The organism is Mycobacterium sp. 1274761.0 (assembly GCF_001668615.1).
Taxonomy (GTDB): domain Bacteria; phylum Actinomycetota; class Actinomycetes; order Mycobacteriales; family Mycobacteriaceae; genus Mycobacterium.
Genome location: NZ_LZMC01000027.1, coordinates 1 through 16,924, shown reverse-complemented (window position 1 = coordinate 16,924; position 16,924 = coordinate 1). Strand labels below are relative to the sequence as shown.

The window sequence follows — 16,924 nt, the reverse complement described above, 5'->3', positions numbered from 1 at the left end:
CTGTCTAGACAAACACCGCTAATTTGTAAAAAACGAAGGTCACGCCGAAACCGCGGTCGGTGAGCGGTGCGCCAGCGCCGAATGACGGCGGCCGTACAGCAGGTAGACCGCGATGCCGATGACCATCCACACCGCAAACCGGATCCAGGTCAGCGTCGAAAGGTTCAGCATCAGCCACACGCAGGCGACGATCGCCGCGACGGGCAGCCACGGCACCAGCGGCGCCCGGAATGCGCGATGCAGATCGGGTCGGCTGCGCCGGAGAATGACGACGCCCGCGGATACCAACACGAACGCGAACAGCGTGCCGACGTTGACCATCTCCTCGAGCTTGGCGATCGGGAAGAACGCCGCCGCGGCCGCCACCGCGACGCCGACGATGATCGTCAGCCGCACCGGCGTACCGCGTTCGCCCGTCCTCGCCAGCTGACGCGGTAACAGCCTGTCTCGCGACATCGCGAACAACACGCGGATCTGTCCGAGCACCAGCACCATCACCACCGTGGTCAACCCGGCCAGCGCGCCGATGCTGATCAGCGTTGCAGCCCAATCGATTCCGTGAATATCGAATGCCGTTGCGAGGTTGGCGTCTTCGCCCGCCTTGGCCAGATCGGTGTAGGACACCATCCCGGACAACACCACCGCGACGGCGACGTAGAGGACGGTGACGATCGCCAGCGTGCCGAAGATCCCGCGCGGTACGTCGCGCTGCGGGTCCTTGGTTTCCTCGGCGGTGGTCGCGACGACGTCGAACCCGATGAACGCGAAGAACACGATCGAAGCGCCGGCCAACAGGCCGTACCACCCGTAGGTGCTACCGCCCGCGCCGGTCAGCAGTGACAGCAGCGACTGGTCGCCCGCACTTTCGCTCGGCTGCGACGGCGGAATGAACGGACTGTAATTGGCCATCTTGATGAAGAAGGCGCCCACGACGATCACGATCAGCACCACGGTCACCTTGATCAACGTGATGACCGCGCTGACATTCGACGACAACTTGGTGCCCAGCGCCAGCAGCGTCGTGACGATGGCGACGATCAGCACGGCGCCCCAGTCGACGTCGACCCCGCCGACGTGGACGTCACCGGCCCACCCGAAGACCTCACCCAGATACGTCGACCAGCTCTTGGCGACCGTCGCAGCTCCCACGGCGAATTCGAGCACAAGATCCCAGCCGATGATCCAGGCGACCACCTCGCCGAAGCTCGCATAGGAGAAGGTGTAGGCGCTTCCCGCCACGGGGACGGTCGAGGCGAACTCGGCGTAGCACAGCGCCGCCAACCCGCAGGCGATCGCCGCGATCACGAACGACACCGATATCGCGGGCCCGGTGATGCCGCCTGCGGTGGAGGCGGTGACAGTGAAGATCCCCGCGCCGATCACCACGGACACACCGAACACGATCAGGTCCCACCAGGTGAGGTCCTTGCGCAACCGGGTCTCGGGGTCGTCGGTGTCCTCGATCGACTGCTCGACCGACTTCGTTCGCCGTCCCAGTGAACTGCCTGCCATGCGTCTCACCCTTTCGTGATGCCGCCCAATGGGGGTCAGCTCACCAGGAGTACCCACTACCATCGGCGCGCATGGGGCGGAATGCGCGCCACGCTGTCGTCATCGGTGCGAGCATCGGTGGGCTCTGTGCCGCGCGGGTGCTGTCCGACTTCTTCGACCGGGTGAGCGTCTATGAGCGCGACGACCTACCCGCGCAGCCCGCCCACCGGGTGGCGGTGCCCCAGGGGCGGCATCTGCATCTGCTGATGGCACGCGGCGCGCATGAGCTCGGCGGGCTCTTCCCTGGTCTGCTCGACGAGATGGTCGCCGCGGGCGTGCCGATTCTGGAGAACCGCCCCGACTGCATCCATTTCGGCGCCGCTGGCCACGTTCTCGGCACGGGACACCGGTTGCGCGACGAGTTCACCGCCTACATCCCGAGTCGGCCGCATCTGGAATGGCAGCTCCGGCGCCGGGTATGGGCGACCGAGAACGTCGACGTCGTGCATGCGGCCGTGAGCGCGCCCGTCTATAACGGGGATCGGGTGACGGGCGTGCAGCTCGACACCGGCGAGGAGATAGCCGCGGATCTCGTCGTCGACACGACGGGACGCGGAACGCGACTGCCGGTGTGGTTGCAGCAGTGGGGTTTTGACCGCCCGCCGGAGGCCAGCGTGGAGGTCGGTATCAGCTATGCCACCCACCGGCTGCGCATTCCAGAGGGGCTCCTCACCGAAAAGGTCGTTGTCGCAGGCGCTTTCCGGGGTCAGCCGCGTGGGCTGGGCATGCTGTGCTACGAGGACGGCACGTGGACGCTGACCACATTCGGGGTGGCCAAAGTCGAGCCGCCGCACGATTTCGCCGGAATGTGTGATCTGGCCGACGACGTCGTGCCCAGACACATCGCCGACGCCATCCGCCAAGGCGAGCCGATCGGCGACGTCGCGTTCCACAAATACCCGACCAGCCGCTGGCGCCGCTACCACAGGCTGACGCGGTTTCCAGCGGGGATCCTCCCGTTCGGCGACGCCGTCGCGAGCTTCAACCCGACCTTCGGACAGGGCATGTCGATGACCTCGCTGCACGCCGGCCATCTGCGACGGGCGCTCGCCTCGCCGAACACCGACCTGGAGTCGCAATTCAACAGCGCCGTCGCGAAATCCACCTTCCCGGTGTGGACCATGAATGCCATCGGCGACCTCGTCCTGCACGGCGCCACCGGGCCGACGCCGTGGTGGTACCCGCCGGTCGGCCGCCTCTTCGATCAGTTTCTCGGAGCTGCCGAGACCGATCCCGTTCTCGCCGAATGGTTTCTGCGTCGGTTCAGCCTGCTCGACAGCCTCTATATGGTGCCTTCGGCGCGACTGGTCGGCCGCACGATCCGGCACAATCTGCGGCTGTTCATCGCGGACAAGCGCGCTAGGTCCGCGACGCCCGATCGAGATCGGGTTCGAGGTAGATGAGATCGGCGGTGGGCACCGCCTCCCGGATGGCCGCCTCGGCCGCGTCAATCGTGGCCGCGACGGTGGCCAGTCCGGTCGACGGTGGCACCGCGATCTTGGCGCCGACCAGCATCTGTTCGGGACCCAGATACTGGGTACGCAAATGGATCACCCGGTCGATGTTGTCGGTCTGCTCCAGCGCCGCCCGGATCGCCCGTTCCTCGTCACCGGTGGCGCCCTCGCCGATCAGCAGACTGTGCGTCTCGATCATCAACACCACCGCGATGACGCCGAGCAGCAGTCCGATACCGATGGAGCCGACACCGTCCCATGCCGGATTTCCCGTCAGGATCGTCAACCCGACACCGATGAGCGCGAACAGCAGACCGACGAGCGCACCGGAGTCCTCCAGCAATACCACGGGCAGCTCCGGGTTACGCGATACCCGGATGAACCACCACCAGCTGCGCCGGCCCTTTAGCGGCCGCGACTCCTTCACCGCAGTGCGAAAGCTGTAGCCCTCCAAGCAAATCGCGACAATCAGAATTGCGATCGCCACGGTCGGTGAGGTCAGCTCCTCCGGGTGCGAGATCTTGTGGTAACCCTCGTATATCGCGAAGACCGAACCGAGCGTAAACAAGACCAGCGCCACGACAAACGAGTAGAAGAAGCGGCTGCGGCCGTAGCCGAACTGATGCAGCGGGTCGGGCCGCTTGCGTGATGCCCGCTGCCCCAACAACAGCAGGCCTTGGTTACTGGTGTCGGCGACCGAGTGCACCGACTCCGCCAGCATGGACGAACTGCCGGTGATCAGGAAGCCGACGAACTTCGCCACGGCGATACCCGCGTTGGCCAACAGAGCCGCCAGGATCGCCCTGGTGCTGCCCTCGGATGACATTTTAGATTCCTACGGTTGCGCGGAACAGCTTCGTCGGGCGCTGCGCGACCAGTCGAATCGGGCCGTCGTCGGCGGGCACCCATGCCGCTGCGCCCCGTTCCAGCGTCACGACACCGGATTTGGCGTGCACGGCCGCCGAACCCTGCGTGCACAACAGGATCTGCGGGCCGTCGTGGCGCGACGGGGCATCCACTTCGTGGCCGAGCCGGTCGCCGTCGAGCCCCAGCACTGACACCGAGAACTCTGGCGCCGCAGTCTCATACACGGTTTCCATCCCGTCGGTCGACGTCTTCGGTCGCAAACTCGCCTCGCTGGCGGGCGTGAAATCCAGCACCCGCAACAACTCCGGCACGTCGACATGCTTGGGGGTCAGGCCGCCACGGAGCACGTTGTCCGAATTGGCCATTACCTCGATGCCGACGCCGCGCAGATAGGTGTGCAGGTTTCCCGCGGGCAGATAGATACCCTCGCCGGGGCGAAGGGTAAATCGGTTCAGCAGCAGGGCGGCCAGCACGCCGGCATCTCCGGGGTAACGCTCACCCAGTTCCAGCACCGTCTTGGCTTCGGCTGCGAATTGCTTTCGGCCCGAACGGACATATTCGATCGCGCCGTCGATCACGGCCGGCACCAGCACATCGAGATCGGGCTGCGGCGCGGTGATCCACGTGGTGAACAACGCGCGCAGGCCGTCGGCGTCGGGCTGGCCGGCCAGCAGGTTGACATACGGGTCGAGGTCGGAAACCGCAAGGGCCCTCATCAGATCGACCGACTCCGGCGCGGGCCGGAACCCGGCCAGCACGTCGAACGTCTCCAACGCCACCAGGAGCTCGGGTTTGTGGCTCCGGTCGCGATAGTTGCGGATCGGCGACGACACCGGGATACCGAGTTTGTCCTCTCGCGCGAAACCCTCGGCAGCCTGCTCGGCGCTCGGGTGTGCCTGCAGGGACAGCGGCTCGTCTGCGGCCAGCACCTTCATCAGGAACGGCAGTGCATCCCCGAAGCTGTTCCGGACCGCTGGGCCCAGCTGTCCCTCGGGGTCGTCGCGCACGGCTTGCAGAAGCGAGGTCTCCCCAGCGTCGGACTCAAGATAAGCGGGGTCGCCTGGGTGAGCACCGAACCAGAGTTCGGCTTCGGGATGTGCTGTCGGACTTGGTCTCCCGGTGAACTCGGCGATAGCCGTGCGCGATCCCCAGGCATAAGTCCGCAGCGCTCCCTTTAACAGGTTCACTCGCCTAACCTCGAACCAGTCGCAGGTAGGTGGCCGCCATCTCGAGCCGCACTGCCAGCACCGCCAATTGCTGCTCCGCACGTCCTGACTGCACGGGTGAGTCGCCGGCGTCGGGCACATCTTCTGCTCCGACGATGTCGACATCGCTGAGCCCGGCCACCCGCGCCGCGACTACGGCGCGCTCGTCATCCAATGTCAGTGCGATGGTGCGGACGTGATCCGGTGCCGGGCCGTCGATCTCGTCATCATGAAATAGCGCGGCCTCGCGCTGAGCGTCCGATTGCACACCCAAGCCGGTCCGTGCCGCCACGATGGCGTCGGCGAGGCCGACGGTGGCCACCGGCTGGTGCGCGATCCGCAGCATGACAGCCCCAACGTGGCGCGCCAACGCCAGTGTCGCGGCGTTGTCGCCGGCGAAAACCACGGAGCGGCCGGCCATCCGGTCGGCCATCGTCTTGGCTGCATTAGTGAACAGTTCGCGGTTAGCGCTGTTGCGCAACGCTTCTGCGTCGAGCTCGTCGGCGAGCGCGTCGAGGTCGTTGCGCAGGCTGGGATCGACGACGTGCACGACCGCAAGCCCCGCAGCGAGATAGCGCGCCAACGTGAAGTCGTCGGGCACCCATACTCGCGGTTCCAGCAGGGCCGAACGTCCTGCCGTGGCGTCGCGCAGTGGCCCCTCGTAGGGCGCAACGACGACCACCCTGGCTCCGCGGCGCACCGCGGTGGCCGCGGCACTGACCAGTGCGGGGTCGCCGGGATCATCGCCCGCGACGACCAGCACGTCCAACGCGCCGATCCAGGGCGGCGCTTCAGCGCATACGACGATCGGCGACGTGGTCGAACCACCCCGTGCCGCAGCCAGGATTGTGCCGGCGGTTTCGGCGTTGCCCCGTCCGGCGACCCAGATCAGCGTGCGCGGTGCATCGCCTGCGACCGATTCCAAGACACCTTCGGCGACCGCCGCGGCGGTGGCGCGTACCTGTGCCCCGGCCATCGACGCACCGCGCAGCAGCCCACCGCGGTCGGCGGCAAGTAGTCCCTCGGCGTCGTCGAGATCGATCGTGGCCGGCGCGATCATGGCGATGCCGATGCCCCGGTGTGCGAGGCGATTTCGGCCGAAACCCGGCCGACTACCTCGTCGACTTCCTCGAGGGTGCGCCCCTCGACGTTGAGCCGCAGCAGCGGCTCGGTGTTGGAAGTACGCAGGTTGAACCAGTTGCCGTCGCCCAGATCCACGGTCACGCCGTCGAGGTGGTCGATGGCCTGGATGCGATCGCTGAACGCCTTTAGCACGCTGTCCACGCACTTGCGCGAATCCGCGACGGTGTAGTTGATTTCGCCGGAGGACTCATAGCGCTGGTAGTCGGCCATCAGTTCGGACAACGGCCTGCGCTGCTCACCGAGCGCGGAGAGGACGTGCAGCGCCGCCAGCATGCCGGAGTCCGCACCCCAGAAGTCGCGGAAGTAGTAGTGCGCCGAGTGCTCACCGCCGAAGATCGCGCCGGTCTCGGCCATCAACGCCTTGATGTATGAGTGGCCGACACGAGACCGCACCGGCGTGCCCCCCCGCTCGACGACCAGTTCGGGTACTGCCCGTGAGGTGATCAGGTTGTGGATCACCGTTGCGCCGATCTCCCTGCTCAATTCGCGCGCGGCGACCAGGGCGGTCACCGCTGACGGCGATACCGGATGCCCCGATTCGTCAACCACGAAACACCGGTCGGCGTCACCGTCGAAGGCCAGGCCGATGTCGGCACCGGTGTCAACGACGTACCTCTGCAGATCAACGAGGTTGGCCGGATCCAGCGGGTTGGCCTCGTGGTTGGGAAAGGTGCCGTCGAGTTCGAAGTACAGCGGCAGGATCTCCAGCGCGTCGATCGCACCGAGCACCGCAGGCGCGGTGTGGCCGGCCATGCCGTTGCCCGCATCCACCGCGACCCGCAGCGGGCGCAGATCTGCCAGGTCGACAACCGACCGCAGGAACTCGCCGTAGTCGGCCAACACATCGCGGTCGGACACCGTGCCTGCGGCACCCTGGTACGGCGGGATGCCGGCGATCACCTCGTCGCTGATGGTCGTGAGCCCGGTGTCCTTGCCGACGGGTTTGGCGCCGGCGCGGCACAGCTTGATCCCGTTGTAAGCCGCCGGATTGTGGCTCGCGGTGAACATCGCGCCCGGGCAATCCAGCAGGCCTGACGCGAAGTAAAGCTGGTCGGTCGAGGCGAGGCCGATCCGCACGACGTCGAGGCCCTGCGAGACGACCCCGTCGGCGAACGCGTTGGCCAGCGACGGCGAGCTGGCCCGCATGTCATGGCCTATCACGGTCTGGCTCGCGCCCTCGTCGCGGACCAGACGCGCGAACGCCGACCCGACGTCGGTGACGAAGTCCTCGTCGAGCTCTTCACCGACGAGGCCGCGCACGTCATACGCCTTGATGACGCGCTGGACTGACGCGGCGGGCCGGGACATGGCTGTTCTACAACTCCTCGCACGACGGGACTGCTGGCGCCAGCCTATCCGGCCCCCGCAGGCTAATCGGAAGGGTCGGGTAACACCCGCAGGTGGCCGCGTCTGCGGCCACCTGCCTCGGGCCGCACCGCCGGCGGCGCCATCAGCGCGCCCCCGTGAGCACCGGTGACGGGATCGGTGAAACCGGCGGCGATTCCGCCCCCGACCGGGGCCTCGCGGCCCTCGCGGACGGCTTCGGCGAGCGCGATCAGATCGTCTTCGTCCGGGTGGGTCGGCAACGGCCCGGCGTGACGCACCAGCTCCCAGCCTCGCGGCGCGGTTATCCGGCTGGCATGGCCGACGCACAGATCCCAGGAGTGCGGCTCCGACACCGTGGCCAGCGGACCCACCACCGCCGTCGAATCGGAGTAAACGAACGTCAGCGTCGCGACCGCATAGTGAGGACACCCGGGCCTGCAGCAGCGACGGGGAACATTCACGATCGGAAGGCTATCGCGGGAGAGCCCCCGCGGCCGTGTGGGACACGCAGCGGTCCGGCCGCCGACTTCCAACCGTGATAATTTCGCTCCTCACCTCCGCAGTACAGTTCTCAAGTGGCCCAGCGGAATCTCCGGCGATCACGCCGAGGCCGCGAGATGCGCGGCCCATTGCTTCCCCCCACCGTGCCCGGCTGGCGCAGCCGCGCCGAGCGGTTCGACATGGCGGTTCTGGAGGCCTATGAGCCGATCGAGCGGCGGTGGCACGACAGGGTGAGCGCGCTTGACGTCGCCGTCGACGAGATACCGCGGATGTCGCCTAAGGATCCGGAGAGTGTGCAGTGGCCCCCTGAAGTGGTGGCCGACGGTCCTGTCCCCCTGGCCCGGCTGATTCCTGCCGGCGTAGATGTCCGGGGCAATTCCACTCGTGCGCGAATTGTGTTGTTCCGCAAGCCGATCGAGCGTCGGGCTAAAGACACCGACGATCTCGCCGAGCTGCTGCATGAGGTTCTGGTGGCCCAGGTGGCGACGTATCTGGGCGTCGAACCGTCGGTCATCGACCCTTCGATCGACGACGAGTGAGGCGAGCGTTCAGATAATGCCGCGCTTGAGGCGGCGGCGCTCACGCTCGGAGAGCCCGCCCCAGATGCCGAAGCGCTCGTCATGCGCCAGCGCGTATTCGAGGCACGCGTCGCGCACCTCGCAGCCCTGGCAGATGCGCTTGGCCTCGCGGGTGGAGCCGCCCTTCTCGGGGAAGAACGCCTCCGGGTCGGTCTGTGCGCAGAGAGCCTTCTCCTGCCACAGCTCGTCGTCCGGAGTTAGCGGCGCAATCGCGTCGAGCTCCGGACGATCTGGCACCAGACTCAATTGGGGCCGGCCGAGAGAGTTCATGGGCGCCGGCCCGGCATTGACTTGCGGGATGTTGCCTACGGAGCCGAAGACCCGATTGTCGAACCGAGTGTGATGGCCGAAATCGGCCTGCTCAAAAGACATCTTCCCCCTCCTCACCTTGGTATCGCTGATCCGCTATGGAGCCCCACGATGACGCTGTGCGGCCATCTCAATTCGAACAAGTGATCGAATCTCGGTCTGCGACACCGGAACCGGCCGGCCAACCGAAAAATGACACTGGTGTGATTACACACGCGTTAGCTGTCGCGGTCAAGCGATTGAACCGATTTTCATACCATCTCGTTATCTCAAATCGGCGCGTCGCTGCTCCGGCGTGTCTGTCACAACCTCATACCGTCTGGCTGCCGAGACCGCCTCGTGACCAAGGGCCTAGTGTCGATTGATGTGAAGGTCACGGTTCTGGTCGGAGGAGTCGGCGGTGCGCGGTTCCTTTTGGGGGTGCAACACCTGCTCGGCCTCGGCCAGTTCGCCGGTGATCACGGCACGGATCATTCGCTGACCGCGGTCGTCAACATCGGCGATGACGCCTGGATGTTCGGTGTACGGATCTGTCCCGATCTCGACACGTGCATGTACACACTCGGCGGCGGCATCGACCCCGAGCGGGGCTGGGGCCACCGCAACGAAACCTGGCATGCCAAAGAGGAACTCGCCGCCTACGGGGTCCAGCCGGACTGGTTCGGGCTGGGCGACCGCGACCTGGCCACGCATCTGGTGCGCAGTCAGATGCTGCGAGCCGGCTATCCACTGTCGGATGTCACCGAGGCGTTGTGCAAGCGTTGGTCCCCCGGCGCGCGACTGCTGCCGGCGAGTGATGACCGCAGTGAAACCCATGTCGTCATCACCGATCCGGATACCGGTGACCGCAAGGCGATTCACTTCCAGGAGTGGTGGGTGCGCCACCGAGCCCAGGTTCCCACACACAGCTTCGCGTTCGTCGGGGCGGACAAGGCCACCGCGGCTCCTGGCGTCACCGACGCAATTGCCTCCGCGGACGTGGTGCTGGTGGCGCCGTCCAACCCCGTGGTGAGCATCGGTTCGATCCTCGCGATACCGGGCATTCGGGGCGCGTTGCGATCAACATCGGCCCGGGTGATCGGCTACTCGCCCATCATCGCGGGAAAACCGTTGCGCGGCATGGCCGACGAGTGCCTTTCGGTGATCGGTGTGGACAGCACATCGGAGGCGGTCGGCGGGTACTACGGTACCCGCTCAGGAGTTGGAATTCTCGACGGGTGGCTGGTGCACGAGGGCGATCACGCCGAGATCGCGGGTGTCGAGGTGCGCTCGCTGCCCCTGCTGATGACCGATCCGGCGGCGACGGCCGAGATGGTCCGTGCGGGAATGGATCTCGCGGGGGTCAAACCATGACCGAGCACGGCTCGGCGGCCGCCATCGAGATTCTTCCGGTGACCGGCCTGCCGGAGTTCCGCCCCGGCGACGATCTGGGTGAAGCGCTGGCCGCCGCTGCTCCGTGGCTGCACGACGGTGACGTCGTGGTGGTCACCAGCAAGGTGTTGTCCAAGTGCGAGGGCCGCATCGTGTCTGCACCGGAAGACCCTGATGAGCGGGATACTTTGCGGCGCAAACTGATCGACCAGCAAGCCGTGCGCGTGTTGGCGCGCAAGGGCCGCACCTTGATCACCGAGAACGATCTCGGCATCGTGCAGGCCGCGGCGGGCGTGGACGGGTCCAATGTCGGCGCAACCGAATTGGCGCTGCTGCCCGTAAATCCTGACCGCAGCGCCGCCGCATTGCGTGCGAGTCTGCGCGAGAGGCTCGGCGTGACCGTCGGCGTCGTCGTCACCGACACCATGGGCCGAGCCTGGCGCAACGGTCAGATCGACGCCGCCATCGGCGCTGCCGGCCTGACCGTGTTGCACGGCTATGCGGGCGAGCACGATGTGCACGGCAACGAGCTGGTCGTCACCGAGGTCGCAGTCGCCGACGAGATCGCGGCCGCCGCCGATTTGGTCAAGGGCAAGCTGACCGGCGTTCCGGTCGCCGTGGTGCGCGGGCTGACCCTGCGGGAGGACGGATCGACGGCTCGCGCTCTGCTGCGGCCCGGCGAGGAGGATTTGTTCTGGCTGGGCACCGAGGAGGCGCTGGCACTGGGCCGCACGCAGGCACAGCTGATGCGTCGGTCGGTGCGGCGCTTCAGCTCCGAGCCCGTGCCGCCGGACATCATCGAGGCCGCCGTCGCCGAGGCGCTGACAGCGCCCGCCCCGCACCACACCCGGCCGGTGCGCTTCGTGTGGATGGCCGACTCCGACACCAGGGTGGCTCTCTTGGACCGTATGAAGGACAAGTGGCGATCCGATCTCGCCGGCGACGGCAGGGATCCGCAGGCGGTCGAACGCCGCGTTGAGCGCGGCCAGATTCTGTACGACGCACCCGAACTCGTCATCCCCTTTTTGGTACCCGACGGCGCACACAGCTACCCCGATGCGGCGCGCAGCGCTGCCGAACGCACCATGTTCACCGTTGCGGTGGGCGCCGCCGTCCAAGCGCTCCTCGTCGCACTGGCCGTGCGGGGTGTCGGCAGCTGCTGGGTCGGCTCGACGATTTTCGCCGCCGACCTTGTCCGCTCCGAGCTAGAACTGCCCGACGACTGGGAACCGTTGGGCGCCATCGCGATCGGCTACCCCGACGAACCGTCGGGTCCGCGCGACCCCGCACCGACCGAAGGACTTCTGGTGCGCAAGTGAGCAACCTGCGCGAGTCGACGATTGCGGCGCTGATCGACTGGGTCGCGCCCGACCCGGCCCAAGACACACTGCGGCATGCGGTGCTGTCGTTCGTGGTGGCGCGGGAGGACGCGTGCCTGCGGGAGTGTGTGCCCGGCCACGTGACGGCGTCGGCGCTAGTGCTCGACGCCACCGGAACGCAGGCGCTGCTGACGCTGCATCCGCGGATCGGGCGCTGGCTGCAGCTCGGCGGGCACTGCGAGCAAGGCGACGCCGATATCGTCGCTGCCGCACTGCGCGAAGCCACCGAAGAGTCCGGCATCGCGGGGCTGACGATCGACCGCGACCTCGCGGCGCTGCACGTGCACCCGGTGACATGCTCGTTGGGCGTGCCCACTCGTCACCTCGATCTGCAGTTCATCGTGCACGCGCCCGCCGACGCCGAAATCGTCTGCAGCGAAGAATCATTGGATTTGCGGTGGTGGCCGCTCGACGCGTTGCCGCACGACACGGACTACGGTCTGGCCCAATTGGCGGCCGCCGCACAGCGCTCGCGGTGAGCGACGAGAATCGGGGTCAGACGTCGGTTGAGTAACGGATGCCACCGTCGGGGATCGCTACTCCGGGCCACACCCGCGCGCCGCGCAGAAGTTCACACCGTGCACCGATGTCGGCGCCATCGCCGATGACGCCATCGCGGATCAGCGCGCGCGGACCGATTCGGGCGCCGAAGCCGATGATCGACCGCTCGATCACCGATCCCGCCTCGACGCGCACGCCGTCGAAGATCACTGCGCCGTCTAGCCTTGCGCCAGGGCCGATTTCGGCTCCCCTGCCAACGACCGTGCCGCCGATCAGCAGGGCACCAGGGGCGACGGCGGCGCCGTCGTGCACCAGCGACTCACCGCGGTGGCCGTGCAGTGCCGGTGATGGCGCGATGCCGCGAACCAGGTCCGACGAGCCGCGCACGAAGTCCTCCGGCGTACCCATGTCGCGCCAATAGGAGGCGTCGACGTATCCGCACACCTTGTAGCCGTCGGCCAGCAGTTGCGGGAACACCTCACGTTCGACCGACAGCGCCCTGCCCTTGGGCAGCCGGTCGATGATCTCGCGCTTGAACACATAGCAGCCGGCGTTGATCTGGTCGGTCGGCGGATCCGCGGTTTTCTCGAGGAACGCGGTGACGGTGCCGTCGGCGTCGGTCGGCACGCAGCCGAACGCCCGCGGGTCACCGACGCGGACCAGATGCAGCGTCACATCGGCGTCGTGGTCGCGGTGGGTCGCCAGCAGCGCTCCCAGGTCGGCCCCCGACAGCACGTCGCCGTTGAATACCACTGCTGTGTCGCGTCGCAGCTTGTGCGCCACGTTGGCGATACCCCCGCCGGTGCCCAGCGCCTCCTCTTCAACGACGTATTCGATCTGCAGGCCCAGCTTGGAGCCGTCACCGAATTCGGATTCGAAGACGCCCGCCTTGTACGACGTCCCCAGCACCACGTGCTCGATACCGGCGGCGGCGATCCGCGACAGCAGATGGGTCAGAAACGGCAGCCCGGCGGTCGGCAGCATCGGTTTCGGCGCCGACAGCGTGAGCGGCCGCAGTCTCGTGCCCTGCCCGCCGACAAGGATGACGGCATCCACTTCCGCTGGATCACTGGCTTGCGCTGGATTACTAGCCCCCGCCACGCCGCCGTCCTTTCCCCTGGCGCCGGCTGCTCCTGACCACGAGCCGCGAGCGAACCTCCAGTGCGCCCCTCATCGTCCACCGCAGCGGCGCCTGCCACGGCTTATTGTGCCGATCGGCCAAAAAAGTGTAGGTGCTGGTGTGATGGGCGGCCAAGTTGCGGGCGGGATCGCGGCCAGTGGAGTGGCCCTTGTCGTGCAACACCTCAGACGCAGGCACGTACACGTTCTGCCAGCCTGCCTTGCCGAACCGATCCCCAAGGTCGACGTCTTCCATGTACATGAAGTAGCGCTCATCGAAGCCCCCGACCTCATCGAATGCCGCGCCGCGCAGCAACAGGCACGCACCCGACAGCCAGCCGACCGGGCGTTCGCTGGGCTCGAGCCGGTCCTGGCGGTAGGCGGCCGTCCACGGGTTGGACCGCCACAGCGGGCCCACTACGGCGTGCATGCCGCCGCGGATGAGGCTCGGCTGATGGCGCGCCGATGGATACACCGAACCGTCCGGCTCCCGGATCAGCGGACCGAGGCTGGCCGCTTTCGGCCACCGGCCCGCGGCATCGAGCAGCGCGTCGATGCTTCCCGGACCCCACTGGATGTCGGGGTTGGCGACGATGAAGAGGTCGAGGTCGCCGCCGCCGTCCTTGCGGAGCCTGGCGACGGCACGGTTGACCGCGGTGCCGTAGCCGGGGTTGCCGCCCGTACGCAGCAATCGGGTGTTGGGAAAACGCTCGAGGGCCTCCTCCGGGCTGCCGTCGGTCGAACCGTTATCGGCCATGACGACCGTCACGGGACGCTCGGTGGCGTGCGACAGCGTTGCGAGAAATCGGGCCAGGTGAGGACCCGGTGAAAAGGTCACCGTCACGACCACTAATTCGTCGCTCACGCGACAGCCACCAATTCGTCGCTCACGCGACAGCCACCATCTCGTCGCTCACGGCGTTGAGGGTAGCGGCAGGGTCAATTTCCGTCGGCTGCGGCCAACGCCGCGGCCAGCGCATCGCGCCAGGGCCGCAGCGGCGTCAGGCCCGCTGCGACGGCAGCGCTATTCGACAGCGCACTGTACGGGGGACGCGGCGCGGGCCTCGGCACGTCCTCGGTCGTGACGGGCTGCACCCGATGGGGGTCGGCGCCGACATCTTCGAACACCGCCCGCGCCTGTTCGAATCGGCTGGCCGCACCCTCATCGGCGACATGCAACAGTGGCGGCGCCGACTCACGCTCGGCGATCTGCAGCAACGCCAGCCCCAGGTCCGCCACATAGGTGGGCGAGCCCACTTGATCGGCCACCACCGCTACCGGCCCGTCGCCCGCCGCGAGCCGCCGCATGACGCCGACAAAATCGGAACCCACACCCGTATAGACCCACGACGTGCGCACCACGTGGGCGGCAGGCAGTTCGTCGTGCACCGCCCGCTCCCCCGCAAGCTTTGACTTGCCGTAGACATTCAACGGCGCGGCGGCGTCATCCACTTCGTAGGGCCGCGGTGCGTCGTCGAACACGCCGTCGAAAACGTAATCGGTCGAAACGTGGATCAGCCGTGCGCCCGCTTTCGCGCACGCCCGCGCCAGAATTGCCGGTCCGGTCGCGTTGACGGCGTACGCCCGCTCCGGATCGCTCTCGGCGGCATCCACGGCGGTATAGGCGGCGCAGTTGATCACGATGTCGCCCGACGAGACGATGCGCTCGGCCGCGTCGGCATCGGTGATGTCCCATTGCGCGGAGGTCATGGCCAGGGCATCGCGGTTGCGTCGCCCCGTTTCCGCGGTCAGAAAGCGCCCGAGCTGTCCGCCCGCACCCGTGATTACGATCCGATTGCCCACGAGCCGAGTCTGGCACGCCGGGCAGCAGCTACCCGGTCTGCACCCCCGCCACAAGTAACCTGGGCTGATGCCTCCACGCCTACTCCGGATTCTCGCCGTCGTGGTTGCGTCGACGATCGTCATCGGCACCGGGGTGGCCTGGAGCAAGATCCGCTCGTTCGAATCCGGCATCAACCACATCACGTCGGCGGCGCTGGGCGGGGGCGGCGAGGACGGCGCGATCGACATCCTGCTGGTCGGTCTGGACAGCCGCACCGATGCCCACGGCAACCCGCTGTCGCAGGAGGAACTGGCCACGCTGCGGGCCGGCGACGACGAGTCGACCAACACCGACACGATCATCCTGGTGCGCATCCCCAACAACGGGAAGTCCGCTACCGCGATCTCGATACCGCGTGACTCCTACGTCGAGGCGCCGGGCGTTGGGAAGATGAAGATCAACGGCGTTTACGGCTCGGTGCACCTGGAGAAGTTGAAGCAGCTGGTCGAGCAACAGGGCGTCGACCCGTCGGTCGCCGAACACGAAGCGACCGAGGCGGGCCGCGAGGCATTGATCAAGACGGTGGCCAACCTCACCGGTGTCACCGTCGACCACTACGCCGAGATCGGCCTGCTCGGCTTCGCGCTGATCACCGACGCACTCGGCGGCGTCAACGTCTGCCTGAGAGATGCTGTGTACGAACCTCTTTCGGGTGCAGACTTTCCCGCAGGCTGGCAGAAGCTCGACGGCCCACAGGCTTTGAGCTTCGTGCGTCAGCGCCATGATCTGCCGCGCGGCGACCTCGACCGCGTCGTGCGCCAGCAGGTGGTCATGGCTTCGCTTGCCCACCAAGTCATTTCGGGTAAGACACTGTCGAGCCCGGCCACTCTGAATCGGCTGCAGGAGGCGGTGCAGCGGTCGGTGGTGTTGTCCGACGGCTGGGACGTCATGCAATTCGCCGAACAGCTGCAGAAACTGGCGGCGGGCAACGTCGCGTTCGCCACCATCCCGGTGCTCGACGAGAACGGCTGGAGCGACGACGGCATGCAGAGCGTCGTACGGATCGATCCCAACGAGGTGCACGAATGGGTCGACGGCCTGCTGTCCGACCAGGATCAGGGCAAGACCGAGGAGCTCTCCTACACACCGAGCAAGACCGCCGCGGAGGTGGTCAACGCCACCGACATCAACGGCCTGGCCGCGTCGGTGTCGGCCGTGCTGACCGAAAAGGGTTTTGCGCCAGGGCCGGTCGGTAACCACGATGCCGGCGAGCTGGACACCAGCCAGGTGCTGGCCGACAAGGCCGACGACCTTGGCGCGCAAGCCGTTGCCAAAGACCTCGGTGGCCTGCCGGTGGCTGCCGATCCGTCGGTGCCCTCCGGGAATGTGCGCGTCGTGCTCGGCAACGACTACACCGGTCCCGGGTCCGGCCTGGACGGCAGCGACACCACGTTGTCGGCGACGGCCGACCCTGCCGCCAGCAACTCAGGAGAAACCGGGCAAGACGCTCCCCCGGCGCCGTCGCCGATCATCACGGCGGGCTCGGACAACCCCGACTGCGTGAATTGACCTCACCCGACAGTCCTCGCGGCGAGCGCTCGTCCACGCTGAGCGAAGCGCTGCTGGATCCACTGTTGAATAGGGATCCGGTCGGCCCACGGATCACCTACTACGACGACGCGACCGGCGAGCGGATCGAGCTGTCGACAGTGACGCTGGCCAACTGGGCGGCCAAGACCGCCAACCTCCTTCGCGACGAACTCGGCGCCGATGTACCAGGTCCCCAGCAGCACCGCGGCGGTCTGCCAGTGCGCGGGCAGCAGCACGGCGATCCGGC

General features: G+C 67.2%; 16 protein-coding genes and 1 pseudogene. 7 read left to right on the top strand and 10 right to left on the bottom strand.

Annotation, left to right across the window (positions count from 1 at the left end):
- Window positions 1-39 precede the first annotated feature (39 nt).
- Entirely contained in the window at window positions 40-1,512 is a 1,473-nt protein-coding gene (locus A5651_RS04670) for an amino acid permease (RefSeq protein WP_066976037.1), read from the bottom strand.
- Window positions 1,513-1,583: 71 nt separating this feature from the next.
- Between A5651_RS04670 and A5651_RS04665 the strand changes: the two genes are divergently transcribed.
- Window positions 1,584-2,954 carry an NAD(P)/FAD-dependent oxidoreductase gene (locus A5651_RS04665; protein ID WP_066976035.1) on the top strand — a complete coding sequence of 457 codons (1,371 nt, stop codon included), beginning with the start codon at window positions 1,584-1,586 and terminating at the stop codon, window positions 2,952-2,954.
- On the opposite strand, the gene A5651_RS04660 is transcribed toward A5651_RS04665, so the two are convergent.
- The 5 genes from A5651_RS04660 to A5651_RS04640 all read right to left on the bottom strand — a co-directional run bounded on the left by A5651_RS04660 (window position 2,911) and on the right by A5651_RS04640 (window position 8,007).
- Window positions 2,911-3,831 (bottom strand): cation diffusion facilitator family transporter, encoded by a 921-nt coding sequence (locus A5651_RS04660; RefSeq protein ID WP_066976033.1) that lies wholly within the window; start codon window positions 3,829-3,831, stop codon window positions 2,911-2,913. The genes A5651_RS04665 and A5651_RS04660 overlap by 44 nt on opposite strands.
- Window position 3,832: 1 nt before the next feature.
- Window positions 3,833-5,059: a mannose-6-phosphate isomerase, class I gene (manA, locus tag A5651_RS04655; protein ID WP_066976031.1), complete on the bottom strand. Its 1,227-nt coding sequence runs from the start codon at window positions 5,057-5,059 to the stop codon at window positions 3,833-3,835.
- A 4-nt stretch (window positions 5,060-5,063) separates the two neighbouring features.
- The gene (locus tag A5651_RS04650; RefSeq protein WP_066976029.1) at window positions 5,064-6,137 is read right to left on the bottom strand and encodes a TobH protein; all 1,074 of its coding nucleotides are present in this window, start codon (window positions 6,135-6,137) and stop codon (window positions 5,064-5,066) included.
- Window positions 6,134-7,528 (bottom strand): phosphomannomutase/phosphoglucomutase, encoded by a 1,395-nt coding sequence (locus A5651_RS04645; protein ID WP_066976027.1) that lies wholly within the window; start codon window positions 7,526-7,528, stop codon window positions 6,134-6,136. The genes A5651_RS04650 and A5651_RS04645 overlap by 4 nt, the downstream gene beginning before the upstream one ends.
- Before the next feature lie 62 nt (window positions 7,529-7,590).
- Window positions 7,591-8,007, bottom strand: a complete 417-nt coding sequence (locus A5651_RS04640; RefSeq protein ID WP_066976025.1) for a DUF3499 domain-containing protein — start codon at window positions 8,005-8,007, stop codon at window positions 7,591-7,593.
- Between the two features lie 156 nt (window positions 8,008-8,163).
- Between A5651_RS04640 and A5651_RS04635 the strand changes: the two genes are divergently transcribed.
- Complete coding sequence (locus A5651_RS04635; RefSeq protein ID WP_066976023.1) at window positions 8,164-8,586, top strand: metallopeptidase family protein; 423 nt, start codon at window positions 8,164-8,166, stop codon at window positions 8,584-8,586.
- A gap of 9 nt (window positions 8,587-8,595) precedes the next feature.
- Here the strand turns inward: A5651_RS04635 and A5651_RS04630 are convergent, their stop codons facing one another.
- Window positions 8,596-8,997 carry a WhiB family transcriptional regulator gene (locus A5651_RS04630; protein WP_066976099.1) on the bottom strand — a complete coding sequence of 134 codons (402 nt, stop codon included), beginning with the start codon at window positions 8,995-8,997 and terminating at the stop codon, window positions 8,596-8,598.
- Window positions 8,998-9,300: 303 nt separating this feature from the next.
- Between A5651_RS04630 and cofD the strand changes: the two genes are divergently transcribed.
- Genes cofD through A5651_RS04615 form a run of 3 tightly spaced genes read left to right on the top strand, consistent with a single transcriptional unit; the run spans window position 9,301 to window position 12,163 of the window.
- Window positions 9,301-10,287 carry a 2-phospho-L-lactate transferase gene (cofD, locus tag A5651_RS04625; protein ID WP_066976021.1) on the top strand — a complete coding sequence of 329 codons (987 nt, stop codon included), beginning with the start codon at window positions 9,301-9,303 and terminating at the stop codon, window positions 10,285-10,287.
- Window positions 10,284-11,624: a coenzyme F420-0:L-glutamate ligase gene (locus A5651_RS04620; RefSeq protein ID WP_066976019.1), complete on the top strand. Its 1,341-nt coding sequence runs from the start codon at window positions 10,284-10,286 to the stop codon at window positions 11,622-11,624. The genes cofD and A5651_RS04620 overlap by 4 nt, the downstream gene beginning before the upstream one ends.
- Window positions 11,621-12,163 carry an NUDIX hydrolase gene (locus tag A5651_RS04615; RefSeq protein WP_066976017.1) on the top strand — a complete coding sequence of 181 codons (543 nt, stop codon included), beginning with the start codon at window positions 11,621-11,623 and terminating at the stop codon, window positions 12,161-12,163. The genes A5651_RS04620 and A5651_RS04615 overlap by 4 nt, the downstream gene beginning before the upstream one ends.
- 16 nt (window positions 12,164-12,179) lie before the next feature.
- Here the strand turns inward: A5651_RS04615 and A5651_RS04610 are convergent, their stop codons facing one another.
- The 3 genes from A5651_RS04610 to rfbD form a co-directional block, all read right to left on the bottom strand.
- Window positions 12,180-13,286: a sugar phosphate nucleotidyltransferase gene (locus A5651_RS04610; protein WP_082943587.1), complete on the bottom strand. Its 1,107-nt coding sequence runs from the start codon at window positions 13,284-13,286 to the stop codon at window positions 12,180-12,182.
- Entirely contained in the window at window positions 13,273-14,169 is an 897-nt protein-coding gene (locus tag A5651_RS04605) for a glycosyltransferase family 2 protein (protein WP_066976013.1), read from the bottom strand. Before A5651_RS04605 ends, A5651_RS04610 begins: the two co-directional genes overlap by 14 nt.
- 74 nt (window positions 14,170-14,243) lie before the next feature.
- Window positions 14,244-15,107, bottom strand: coding sequence for a dTDP-4-dehydrorhamnose reductase (gene rfbD, locus A5651_RS04600; protein ID WP_066976010.1), 864 nt, complete (start codon window positions 15,105-15,107; stop codon window positions 14,244-14,246).
- A gap of 67 nt (window positions 15,108-15,174) precedes the next feature.
- Between rfbD and A5651_RS04595 the strand changes: the two genes are divergently transcribed.
- Together A5651_RS04595 and A5651_RS04590 are read left to right on the top strand one after the other, a co-directional pair.
- Window positions 15,175-16,656, top strand: a complete 1,482-nt coding sequence (locus A5651_RS04595; protein WP_066976008.1) for an LCP family protein — start codon at window positions 15,175-15,177, stop codon at window positions 16,654-16,656.
- Window positions 16,653-16,924, top strand: a pseudogene (locus tag A5651_RS04590) (hypothetical protein); the annotation flags it as partial. The gene A5651_RS04595 and the pseudogene A5651_RS04590, both read left to right, overlap by 4 nt.

What these genes read in the sequence shown, in the direction of transcription:
- A5651_RS04670 (WP_066976037.1), bottom strand. Translation starts at nt 1,512, where the DNA reads ATGGCAGGCAGTTCACTGGGACGGCGAACGAAGTCGGTCGAGCAGTCG.
- A5651_RS04665 (WP_066976035.1), top strand. Translation starts at nt 1,584, where the DNA reads ATGGGGCGGAATGCGCGCCACGCTGTCGTCATCGGTGCGAGCATCGGT.
- A5651_RS04660 (WP_066976033.1), bottom strand. Translation starts at nt 3,831, where the DNA reads ATGTCATCCGAGGGCAGCACCAGGGCGATCCTGGCGGCTCTGTTGGCC.
- A5651_RS04650 (WP_066976029.1), bottom strand. Translation starts at nt 6,137, where the DNA reads ATGATCGCGCCGGCCACGATCGATCTCGACGACGCCGAGGGACTACTT.
- A5651_RS04645 (WP_066976027.1), bottom strand. Translation starts at nt 7,528, where the DNA reads ATGTCCCGGCCCGCCGCGTCAGTCCAGCGCGTCATCAAGGCGTATGAC.
- A5651_RS04635 (WP_066976023.1), top strand. Translation starts at nt 8,164, where the DNA reads ATGCGCGGCCCATTGCTTCCCCCCACCGTGCCCGGCTGGCGCAGCCGC.
- A5651_RS04630 (WP_066976099.1), bottom strand. Translation starts at nt 8,997, where the DNA reads ATGTCTTTTGAGCAGGCCGATTTCGGCCATCACACTCGGTTCGACAAT.
- A5651_RS04620 (WP_066976019.1), top strand. Translation starts at nt 10,284, where the DNA reads ATGACCGAGCACGGCTCGGCGGCCGCCATCGAGATTCTTCCGGTGACC.
- A5651_RS04595 (WP_066976008.1), top strand. Translation starts at nt 15,175, where the DNA reads ATGCCTCCACGCCTACTCCGGATTCTCGCCGTCGTGGTTGCGTCGACG.